The organism is Marinobacterium rhizophilum DSM 18822 (assembly GCF_000378045.1).
Taxonomy (GTDB): Bacteria; Pseudomonadota; Gammaproteobacteria; order Pseudomonadales; family Balneatricaceae; genus Marinobacterium_A; species Marinobacterium_A rhizophilum.
In genome coordinates this window covers 23,427-33,220 of sequence record NZ_KB899121.1, presented here as the reverse complement: position 1 = coordinate 33,220, position 9,794 = coordinate 23,427, and the positions used below count along the sequence as shown (strand labels likewise).

The 9,794-nt window shown below is 58.6% G+C and carries 10 protein-coding genes; 7 read left to right on the top strand and 3 right to left on the bottom strand.

Going from position 1 to position 9,794, the window contains the following annotated elements; genetic code table 11:
• Nucleotides 1–694: ATP-binding cassette domain-containing protein (locus F451_RS26390; RefSeq protein WP_020683830.1), on the top strand; the 694-nt coding region annotated here is incomplete at its 5' end.
• 349 nt (nt 695–1,043) lie between these two features.
• A complete protein-coding gene (locus tag F451_RS0123260) occupies nt 1,044–2,027 on the top strand; it encodes an ABC transporter substrate-binding protein (protein WP_020683829.1) in 984 nt (327 codons plus the stop codon).
• On the opposite strand, the gene F451_RS0123255 is transcribed toward F451_RS0123260, so the two are convergent.
• Nucleotides 2,024–2,308, bottom strand: a complete 285-nt coding sequence (locus F451_RS0123255) for a hypothetical protein (RefSeq protein WP_020683828.1) — start codon at nt 2,306–2,308, stop codon at nt 2,024–2,026. The genes F451_RS0123260 and F451_RS0123255 overlap by 4 nt on opposite strands.
• A gap of 439 nt (nt 2,309–2,747) precedes the next feature.
• On the opposite strand from F451_RS0123255, the gene ehuB reads away from it, so the two are divergent.
• The 5 genes from ehuB to F451_RS28145 all read left to right on the top strand — a co-directional run bounded on the left by ehuB (nt 2,748) and on the right by F451_RS28145 (nt 6,640).
• Nucleotides 2,748–3,581: an ectoine/hydroxyectoine ABC transporter substrate-binding protein EhuB gene (gene ehuB / locus F451_RS0123250; protein WP_020683827.1), complete on the top strand. Its 834-nt coding sequence runs from the start codon at nt 2,748–2,750 to the stop codon at nt 3,579–3,581.
• 247 nt (nt 3,582–3,828) lie between these two features.
• On the top strand, nt 3,829–4,488 hold the full coding sequence (gene ehuC / locus F451_RS0123245; protein WP_020683826.1) for an ectoine/hydroxyectoine ABC transporter permease subunit EhuC: 660 nt from the start codon (nt 3,829–3,831) through the stop codon (nt 4,486–4,488).
• Between the two features lie 91 nt (nt 4,489–4,579).
• The gene (ehuD, locus tag F451_RS0123240) at nt 4,580–5,257 is read left to right on the top strand and encodes an ectoine/hydroxyectoine ABC transporter permease subunit EhuD (RefSeq protein WP_020683825.1); all 678 of its coding nucleotides are present in this window, start codon (nt 4,580–4,582) and stop codon (nt 5,255–5,257) included.
• A complete protein-coding gene (ehuA, locus tag F451_RS0123235; RefSeq protein WP_020683824.1) occupies nt 5,254–6,042 on the top strand; it encodes an ectoine/hydroxyectoine ABC transporter ATP-binding protein EhuA in 789 nt (262 codons plus the stop codon). The genes ehuD and ehuA overlap by 4 nt, the downstream gene beginning before the upstream one ends.
• Before the next feature lie 256 nt (nt 6,043–6,298).
• Nucleotides 6,299–6,640 carry a hypothetical protein gene (locus F451_RS28145; RefSeq protein WP_020683823.1) on the top strand — a complete coding sequence of 114 codons (342 nt, stop codon included), beginning with the start codon at nt 6,299–6,301 and terminating at the stop codon, nt 6,638–6,640.
• 729 nt (nt 6,641–7,369) lie between these two features.
• Here F451_RS28145 and F451_RS0123220 read toward each other — a convergent pair.
• Nucleotides 7,370–8,350, bottom strand: coding sequence for a TauD/TfdA family dioxygenase (locus tag F451_RS0123220; protein ID WP_020683821.1), 981 nt, complete (start codon nt 8,348–8,350; stop codon nt 7,370–7,372).
• Nucleotides 8,351–8,608: 258 nt separating this feature from the next.
• Nucleotides 8,609–9,733 (bottom strand): Gfo/Idh/MocA family protein, encoded by a 1,125-nt coding sequence (locus F451_RS0123215; protein WP_020683820.1) that lies wholly within the window; start codon nt 9,731–9,733, stop codon nt 8,609–8,611.
• Between the last annotated feature and the right edge of the window lie 61 nt (nt 9,734–9,794).

Below are 9,794 nucleotides of genomic sequence, written 5' to 3'. Positions count from 1 at the left end.
AGTACTGGCCGTGATCGGCGACAACGGTGCAGGCAAATCCTCGCTGATCAAGGCACTGTCCGGTGCCCTGATACCGGATGCCGGCGAAATCACCCTGGACGGCCAGCCGATCAACTTCAAGAGCCCGATGGATGCGCGGGCAATGGGTATCGAAACCGTGTACCAGAATCTGGCGGTATCGCCGTCACTGGATATCGCAGATAACATGTACCTGGGGCGCGAACGTCGCCGCCCCGGCATCCTGGGCTCGGTATTTCGCATGCTCGACAAAAAAGGCATGCATGATGACGCCAAGGCCAAATTGGCGGAACTCGGCCTTCTGACCATTCAGAATATGAACCAGGCCGTGGAAACCCTGTCCGGCGGGCAGCGCCAGGGCGTTGCCGTGGCCCGTGCAGCCGCCTTTGCCCGCCATGTGGTCATCATGGACGAGCCGACGGCAGCACTGGGCGTGAAGGAGTCCCGCCGTGTACTGAACCTGATCAACGACGTACGCGCCAAGGGGCTGCCCGTCATCCTGATCAGCCATAACATGCCGCATGTATTCGAGGTGGCCGACCGGATTCATATCCATCGTCTGGGCAAACGCATCGCGATTGTCAAACCCGATACCCATACCATGTCCGAGGCCGTCGCCATCATGACCGGCGCTCTGGACCCCAATGATCATCCGGCCGGCGCGTTCGCGGCCTGAATCGGTTTTGGTGCGGCGGGCTGCTCGTTGGCCTGCCGCACCTTTTTCCTTGTTACACTCCCGCCCATCGATCACTGCCAGGCAGTTGCTCCTGTCTGTGTCGGTGACGGACCTTCAAGTTCGCCTTACCAGACGCGGTTGGCATGCAGGATGGAGCCTGACTTTCCTATGGCAATCCATTCCGATGCCACTGGAACCACGACGACGCTGATAAGCTAGCGTCCCGAAGGGCGACGGATTAAAAACATCAACGGGTGGTCATTCCACTACTACGCTTTGCCCGCCTGGCGTGATTGAATGTCGCTCCAGAACCAGCCCCAATGACTGCAATCGGCCACAGGAGCTTGCCATGCCCACAGTCAAACATCTGGCGGCGCTTGCAGCCCTGCTGCTGTGCCCCCTGACACAGGCTCAAAGCCCGTCCGCCCCCCTGCCCGCAAAAACGCCGCTGACCTCCATCGGCATCTCGGTATCGGACCTTGGCAATCCCTATTTCGTCGAAATCGCCCGCGGCGCCGAACGCCGTGCCCGTGAGCTTGGCGGTGATGGGGTACGGGTTCAGGTGGTGTCCAGCGCCTATGACCTGGCGCGCCAGATTCGCCAGATCGACCACTTTATTGAAGCAGGCGTACAGATGATCCTGCTGTCGGCCGCCGATCGCGAAGGCATCGCCCCCGCCGTCGCCCGGGCCCGCAAGGCCGGTATTCCGGTCATCGCTGTGGATGTCGAAGCCGCTGGTGCCGATGTCACCATCACCACGGACAACCGCGCCGCCGGCACCCTGGCCTGCGATTACCTGGCCCGGCGCATGGACGGTCATGGCAAAGTGGTCATCATCAATGGCCCGGCGGTGTCCTCGGTGATAGAACGGGTGGAAGGCTGTCACGAGGCACTGGCCGGCTTTGCCGGTATCGAACTGCTGTCCGATACGGCGAACGGCGGTGGCGCCCGCGAAGGCGGGCTTGAAAAAATGACTGCCCTGATGACCGCCTACCCTGATATCCAGGGTGTCTTTACCATCAACGATCCCTCGGCGCTCGGCGCCGAACAGGCGGCTCACCAGGCCGGGCGCAACAACTTTTTCATCGTCAGTATCGATGGATCACCGGCGGCCTTCGAGCAGCTCAGGGAACAGGACAGTCTGCTTGAGGCCAGCGCCGCGCAGTTCCCGGGACGCATCGCGGAACGGGCGGTCGAAACCGGCCTGCAACTGATGCACGGCGAGCCCGTCGACCCCCGGCGCATCCTGATTGCCCCGGAACTGATCACCCGCGACAACGTCGGGGAATACCAGAGCTGGAACGCCCCCGGTGAAAACATGGTGCCGAACTAAGGACCCGCTAGGCAGCCTGTGATGCGGTCCGCGATCCTCCAGTCGTTACGCGGCGCTTTGCACAAACCGGCGCCGGCACTGCGCGGCGTCAGCAGATCGTCCAGAAAGTCGTCACTCAGAGGTTCTGTGGTAATGCTGCATTCGCCGGGGTCCAGTAACGCCACCGCTGTCTTGAGCACCATTTCCAGCTGGCGGATTTTGCCAGGCCGGGCATAGCCCTGGTCTATTCCAATGCCATCGTGATTGATCAGCCGGACCAGAGAACTCCCCCTCCATTCCATTTCCCGGGGCGCACTCTGCTAACCAGCTGTTTTAGCGCCAGCACCGTTCAACGGCCGGTTACAGGCACACCAAAGCGCGTTGGTGACCAGACTGAACCCGAGGCCTTCGCCAGAAGCCGCGCTTTGCCCATGCCGACAAGACTCGCTGCTATTCCCCCGAGCGTTCCACGCCGTCCCATCCCACTGACCAACGCCCCGACTCCCCAACTGATTGCGGGCCGCCGTGTGCGTAAAAGCCCCTGGAAGTTGCCTGGCTTTACGCCCAGCATGCAGTCAGCATTTTCATAGCAATACAAAGCAATATCACCTGATCAAACAACAAACATGACAAAAAACACCTAATTTACTGACATAAAAACATTATTTATATATCGGTTTGCGAAATAAATTCACCTTCCCTAAGATAGAAAGCTCAGTCAGAAATGCTATGGAGAGTTGAATGAAACGCACATTGACCGCGCTGCTACTGGGCTTAGTCAGCACATTGGGCTTGGCCGATACCCTGGATGACGCCAAGGCATCGGGAAAGCTGACACTGGCGGTGGCCAACGAAATCCCTTACGGATACCTGTCCTCGGACGGAGAAGCCAAGGGCGAGGCGCCTGAAATAGCATTGCATACACTCAAGGCGTTGGGCATTGATGATGTCGAAGTGCTGGTCACTGAATTTGGCTCCCTGATTCCCGGTCTCAAGGCTGGTCGATTTGATGTCATCGCCGCCGGCATGTATATCAACCCCAAACGCTGTGAACAGATCCTGTTTTCCAACCCCACCTACACCATCGGCGAAGGCTTTCTGGTAAAAACCGGCAACCCCCTGGCACTCAAAAGCTACGACGACATCAAGACCCAACCGGATCTCAAGCTGGGCGTTATGGCCGGTGCGGTTGAGTTCGGTTATGCCAAGGACTTTGGCATCGCCCTCGACCAGATTGTCACCCTGCCGGACTACCCCAGCGGTGTCGCAGCCCTTAAGGCGGGCCGCATCGACGCACTGGCCGGTACCGTGCTCACCATGGCCGAGCTTGGCAAAAAAAGTGACGACGTAGAACTGGCCCAGCCTTTCGAAGATCTGGTCATCGACGGCAAAAAGGTTAACGGCTACGGCGGCTTCGGTTTCCGCCCCGGTGACGAGGGCCTGCGTGATGCCTTCAACACGCAACTGGCCGACTTTATCGGCACTGACGAGCATCTGGCCCTGGTGGAACCCTACGGATTTGGCGTCCATACGCTGCCGGGTGATGTCACCACTGCACAACTGTGCCAGCCCTGAATGGCCCGCCACCGGACCGCCGTGCAGCTAACGGCAGCTGGCCGGCAGACCCGATAACGGCGGATCCCGTCAGGACCCGCGCGCACACATGGCGCCCCCGCTAAGGGGGCCGCTAGCGTCGGCGCACTGACACTGACCGGCCCACGGCTGAAACGCCAACAGTCCTCCGTTACCGCGCTTCACCGCCATACATAAGATGGTTTTGCGGCACACAAAGCCATGCCATGCCTGGCAAGGAACACGACAGATGCCTGTTACCGAAATACTGACCGCCTTGGTGGGCGGCGCTGTCATCACGATGAAGATCGTGGTCATGGCGCTGCCACTGGCGACTCTGATGGCATTTACCGCCGGCCTGATGCGGATCAGCGAACACCGCTCGCTGCGCTGGCTCGCCGTCATCTATGTAGAATTTTTCCGCGGCACCTCCGCCCTGATCCAGCTCTACTGGATCTACTTCGTACTGCCCCTGTTTGGCCTCAGCATTGATGCCGTTACCGCCGGTGTCGCTGCACTCGGGCTCAACATCGGTGCCTATGGTTCGGAAGTGGTCCGCGGCGGCCTGCTGTCGGTCGACAAGGGACAGACTGAAGCGGCGATTGCGCTGAACTTTACGCCCCGTCAGCGCCTGTGGCGCATCATTTTGCCCCAGGCACTGGTCGGCATGATGCCGCCTTTTGGCAACCTGGCTATTGAACTGGTCAAGGCAACCTCTCTGGTCAGTCTGATCACCATTGCCGACCTGACCTATCGCGCCAAGTCACTGGCCGACATGACCCTGCAGGTTGAGCAAATATTCGGCCTGGTACTGGTGTTCTACTTCCTCATGGCCCAGGCACTGACACTGGGTATTCGCGCCCTGGAAAAACGCCTGGGAAAAGGCATGCAGCGCGGGGGATTGTCATGAGGCAGACCTGCAAGCACCACCTGAACGGCCCGTGCGGGCTCAAGACAATGCTCACCCATACGGTTAGCCGCAAGCGCATGGAGGAGTCGTCGTGATCGAGTTCAACTGGGACTGGGCCTTTGCCTGGGAAGTTCTGCCACTGCTGCTGGACGCCTGCCTTGTCACCCTGCAGGCAACCCTGTTCGGCAGCATCCTGGCCGTTGTCACTGGCCTGATACTGGCACTGCTTCGCCGCAGCCAGTCGAAAGCCGTGGCCTACAGCGCCTACTGGTGGATGGAATTTATCCGCAGCACGCCGCTGCTGGTGCAAATCTATTTTCTTTATTACGTGGCCCCGGAATGGGGTCTGAACATGTCGCCGATGGTGACCGGTGTGATCGCGCTGGGACTGCACTACGGCGCCTACCTGTCGGAGGTGTTTCGCAGTGGCATTGATGGTGTCGGCAAGGGTCAGTGGGAAGCCTCGATAGCGCTTAACCTGTCACCCTATCGAACCTACCGTGATGTGATACTGCCCCAGGCATTGCGCTCAATGATACCGGCCAGCGGCAATTACATCATTGCCATGTTCAAGGAAACGCCGCAATTATCGGCCATCACGCTGCTGGAAATGCTGCAACTGGCCAAAATAATGGGCTCCGAAAATTTCCGGTACCTGGAACCCTTTACGCTGGTCGGCCTGATTTATCTGGCCCTGAGCCTCGTCGCCAGCACCGCGGTTCGACAGGCCGAACGTCGTTTCCCGAAAGAAGGATTTACCCTCTCATGAGTGAGTTTGCCATCGAGTTTGAAAACGTCACCAAGAAATTCGGTGACAACGTGCTGTTCGAGGACTTCAATCTGCAAATCAGGCAAAACGAAGTCGTGTCCATTATCGGGTCCAGCGGATCCGGGAAATCCACACTGTTGCGCATTCTGATGACGCTGGAGAACATCGACGGCGGCAAGGTGCTGGTTAACGGAGAACCCCTGTGGCACCGTCTGCACAACGGCATTTGGCTGCCCGCAGACGAACGTCACCTGCACCGCATGCGAGGCCAGCTTGGCATGGTCTTCCAGCACTTCAACCTGTTCCCGCACATGACGGTACTGCGCAATATTACCGAGGCGCCGATCTATGTGCTCGGGCAGTCCAGGGAAAGCGCCCGGGCCCAGGCGCACGACCTGCTGCGCATGGTCGGGCTCGAAGACAAGGCAGAGGCCTACCCGGCCGAGCTTTCAGGCGGCCAGAAGCAGCGCGTCGGCATCGCCCGGGCGCTGGCCATGAAACCGAGCATTCTGCTGCTGGATGAAATCACCTCGGCGCTGGATCCCGAACTGGTGGATGAAGTGCTGGAAGTCATTCGCAAGCTCGCGGCCGAAGATGCCTTTACCATGATACTGGTGACACACGAGATGTACTTCGCCCGGGAAATCAGTGACCGGGTCTGCTTCTTTGATGCCGGCAAGGTCGTTGAGGAAGGCCCCCCCGAGCGCATTTTCAACCAGCCTGAGCATGAGCGCACACGTGCCTTCCTGAGTTCCTTCCTAAAAGCGCCTTCTTCAAACACCTAACCGTTAAATGTTTCGATGGACATCGGTCAGCGTCGTTTGTCGCGACGCTGTCGCTGCACCTCTGCTTACACCGGCGCCCAGAGCATGAACTTGAGCCCGCGCGCAACAACGCCTATACATTCATAATAAGTAGCGCTAATCATGGATGCCCGGATTCAGTCCTGCCCGGCACCGGTGCAGGCCGATGCCGTTTTAGACACCGGGGGTTCAGCTAGCGGTTTTTTCAGGTACCACAACCCGTTATGGAGCCACGCACATGAACAGATTTGGCATAGAGGCATGGTACAAACCCGAAGGTGCTGACAAATCGGCGCCCCTGGGCCTGATCAGGTTCAGAGTCACCCCCGACATGCACCTGAAACTGTCCGACGCCGAGGACCAGCTCAATGACAGCGACAAGCTGGAGCTTGACATCGATATAGAACAGGCTGGCCTGGAACTGGAAACACCGCCGGAGTGCGGTGCATTAAAAGACTGCAAATTCCACGTCTACCACCACAAGAACGACCCTCGCGCCCACTTTTTCCTGGTCGGGCATCGGGTCAGCGACAATGCGCTGGTGTATTCCAACGCCATCGTCATCGACCAACTGGGCTGAAACCACGCTGGCCACGAGCCCGCGCAGCGCTTGCCGGGATTTTTCACGCCCGTTCGAGGCAAACTGACGGGCAGGCGCGGCGCTGGACGCGCAATCGCTCGACGCGCAAGGGAGCTTCGCGTATCAGTTCCTGCGACCCGTCAGCCTGGTACGTACCAGGTTGACGGGCCCGAGCCAGCAAGTCGTCATCTTCGATCAGTAGCAGATCCATCAACCAGAATTCTTGGAAAACCCCGCTATCTAGCGGCCAGAAATTAACACTATCTTAAGCTGTTTGCCGGGTGGCGACATCTGTGAGAGACGTTATTCAGGGCGAGGCCCGTTGGCCGTTCACTCAGCCTGTATGAGGCATTTTTGGGGGATCCAGCTGCGCCGTAACGGACAGGACATAAAAAGCCCCCGCCAGGCGATGCCCGGCGGGGGAAAACAACGGTCAGAGCAAAGTGAAAAAAAGCAGCGCGGCGGGGCTGTCTGGAATGCGGCCTAACAAAGTCTGCCGGCATTCTAACCATCGCTGCCAGCCGAAGGGAGATGGGGTCCCAGTGGCAAACAATGTCAGTATGCCGAACGATACCGCTGCCGGCTCTCGGCCTTAAGTGGGTTTTAACTACGACTTTAGCCGCACAACCGGCCTGAAACATTCTGACGCCTGGCTTACAGCCGCCGGCATGACCAGCCCGTAGGTCTGTAGGCCTGTAACGACGTCGATCTAACTGGGGCCGCCAGGCATTACTTAAATGAGATAGACGCCAGGATGTTGCGCTCGCCCTTGAAGGGCTGGCGTGCATGCAGCACGGTGTGGTTGTTGATCCAGAGCACATCACCGTGCTGCCATTTGAAGTTGACACATTCCTTGTCCATCTGGCGTACCACTTCATCGATCACTGCCTCATCCATCGGTTCGCCATCCGCGGTCACGACGGCGGTCTTGCCCTCATTGCGGGCATCGTTCCAGCCGGTATAGACCGCCACGATGGAATTAAAAAACACCTTCTGGCCGGTTTCCTCATCGAAACGTACCGCATCCAGCACCGCTGTCTGCGTACGCACACTGCCATCGGGCAGCCATTCCCAGTTCATGCCAGCCTCGGTCATTTTCTGCTCGGCCTCGGCTACCGTGGTGACATTGAAGGTTTCCTTCCAGGAACGCCCGATGGCGGATTCCGTGTCGGTTACCGCCGGCATCACGCGCACATAACGCACGCCCTGCTGTTCGATCTTGTGGGCAAACGCAGGTGCAAACTGCTCGATCCTGCTGAAGATCTCACCGGAATGCAGAATCGAGGTGGCCCCGCCTTCCTCGGATGCCACATCGCAGTAAAAGAAAATATAACCCGGCGGCGTCGGCACCTGGGCCATTTCATGGTGGAACGGAATTTTTTCCGAGGCCGGGGATTCATTGGCGGTGACGATGCGCGAGGTCGTCACCTGGCTGCGCGGCGCCGCGCCGCCGATGTAGGGCATGTTCTGAAAGTCGGTCGCGTTGAGCATGTCTTCAAACGCCTGCACGTCGGGCACCGCAAAACCGCGAAACAGCACTGCCCCATGGCGGATCAGCAGATCCTTGAGCTGCACCCGGTTCTCGTGCACCCAGGCATTCACCGCCTGGCTGCGGTATGCCGTTGCATCATCTTGGGGAACGACCACCAGGGGAAAGTCGAGTCCGTTGACCTGTTTCTGACCGTCTACGCTGGAAAAACTGATGCTCATGATTACGACTCTTGTTGTTAGCAGGCAGGGTTTGAAGATGTCGAGCAGGGTTCGACCAAGCATGAATCAATCATGCATGAATTTAGTAAGACCAACCTTAGCAACGGACAAATTAAAAGTAAATCAATTGTAAATGAATTTATTAACCCAAGATCATAAGAAAACTCTATCCAACTGAAATATAAGTATTTTTTATCTACAAGTATTGCATCATCAGGTTTATAAAGGCCCGGCATCTGTCCGGGCCCCACGCCGGTATCAGCGCTCGAATGAGAAGCCGGCATCCGTCAGGGTTACCGCCTTGCCGGTGGCCGCCGAATGCTGGGCCGCCAGGCCGATCACTACGGCCTTGAGCCCGTCATCAACCGTGACATCCACCGCCGTGCCCTCGGTCAGGGCGCGATAGAACCCCAGGTGCTGGTAGTAGGTCGATCCATTGTGGTCCCCGGCCGCCAGTATGTTGGGGTCCACCGGAATCTCGGCCTCGATCGGCCCCTTGGGTTCACGCGGACTCAGCACCACCCGCGCCACCGGCGCCGCCCCCAGGGTTTCCTCGGGCCAGAAGCGCCCGGGACCCGGCACGAAGCACTCGAGCTTGCCAAGCGGTCCGATGGCACAGATCTCTTCCTGATAGCGTGAACCTTCGGCAAACATGTTCAGCTCCAGCATGGCCCTTTTGCCGCTGGCAAAATCCAGCACTACATAGGCATTGTCCAGAATGTCGGGACGCTCGCCGCTGTAGGCTTCATCAAGATGGTTATTGTCCTGACCGGCCGAGGCGTAGACGCGTACCACCTCGTCATTCGCCAGCAGACGCATCAGGTCGAAGAAATGGCAGCACTTCTCCACCAGGGTGCCGCCGGTGTTGCGGTTGAAACGGTTCCAGTCGTTGACCTTTTCGAGGAACGGGAAGCGGTGCTCCCGCACGCTGAGCATCTTCAGTTCGCCGACATCGCCCTGTTGCAGATGCTTGCGCAGCGCCGTGATCGGCGGCATGTAGCGATATTCCATGGCGACCCAGAGCGGCGCCGAGTGGCGTTCGGCCGCCTGCCTGATCGCCGCGACCTGCTCCAGCTGGGTAATGACTGGCTTTTCAATCAGCACGGCAAGCTGAGTGTTGGCCAGAATGGCCAGCAGCTGTTCCGCATGCTGGTAGTTGGGGGTAACCACCACCAGAGCATCCAGCCCCGGCACCTGCAACAGCTCGTCGATGGAATCCAGCATGATGGCATCAGGTGCCAGCCTCGCGGCCTGCTGCTTCATCTGTGCATCGGGTTCAGCAATGGCCACCACCTGTGCCCCCTCGATCAGCGCCAGGTTACGCAGGTGCTCCTGCCCCATCATGCCGCAGCCCAAAAGACCGTATCTGACAACCTTGCTCATAAGTAATCGCTCTCCACTTTTATTATTGCTGTAGACAACATCAGTGAGGCCACCGCTGGTC

What these genes read in the sequence shown, in the direction of transcription:
- F451_RS0123215 (WP_020683820.1), bottom strand. Translation starts at nt 9,733, where the DNA reads ATGAGCAAGGTTGTCAGATACGGTCTTTTGGGCTGCGGCATGATGGGG.
- ehuB (WP_020683827.1), top strand. Translation starts at nt 2,748, where the DNA reads ATGAAACGCACATTGACCGCGCTGCTACTGGGCTTAGTCAGCACATTG.
- ehuC (WP_020683826.1), top strand. Translation starts at nt 3,829, where the DNA reads ATGCCTGTTACCGAAATACTGACCGCCTTGGTGGGCGGCGCTGTCATC.
- ehuA (WP_020683824.1), top strand. Translation starts at nt 5,254, where the DNA reads ATGAGTGAGTTTGCCATCGAGTTTGAAAACGTCACCAAGAAATTCGGT.
- F451_RS0123260 (WP_020683829.1), top strand. Translation starts at nt 1,044, where the DNA reads ATGCCCACAGTCAAACATCTGGCGGCGCTTGCAGCCCTGCTGCTGTGC.
- F451_RS0123220 (WP_020683821.1), bottom strand. Translation starts at nt 8,350, where the DNA reads ATGAGCATCAGTTTTTCCAGCGTAGACGGTCAGAAACAGGTCAACGGA.
- F451_RS28145 (WP_020683823.1), top strand. Translation starts at nt 6,299, where the DNA reads ATGAACAGATTTGGCATAGAGGCATGGTACAAACCCGAAGGTGCTGAC.
- F451_RS0123255 (WP_020683828.1), bottom strand. Translation starts at nt 2,308, where the DNA reads ATGGAATGGAGGGGGAGTTCTCTGGTCCGGCTGATCAATCACGATGGC.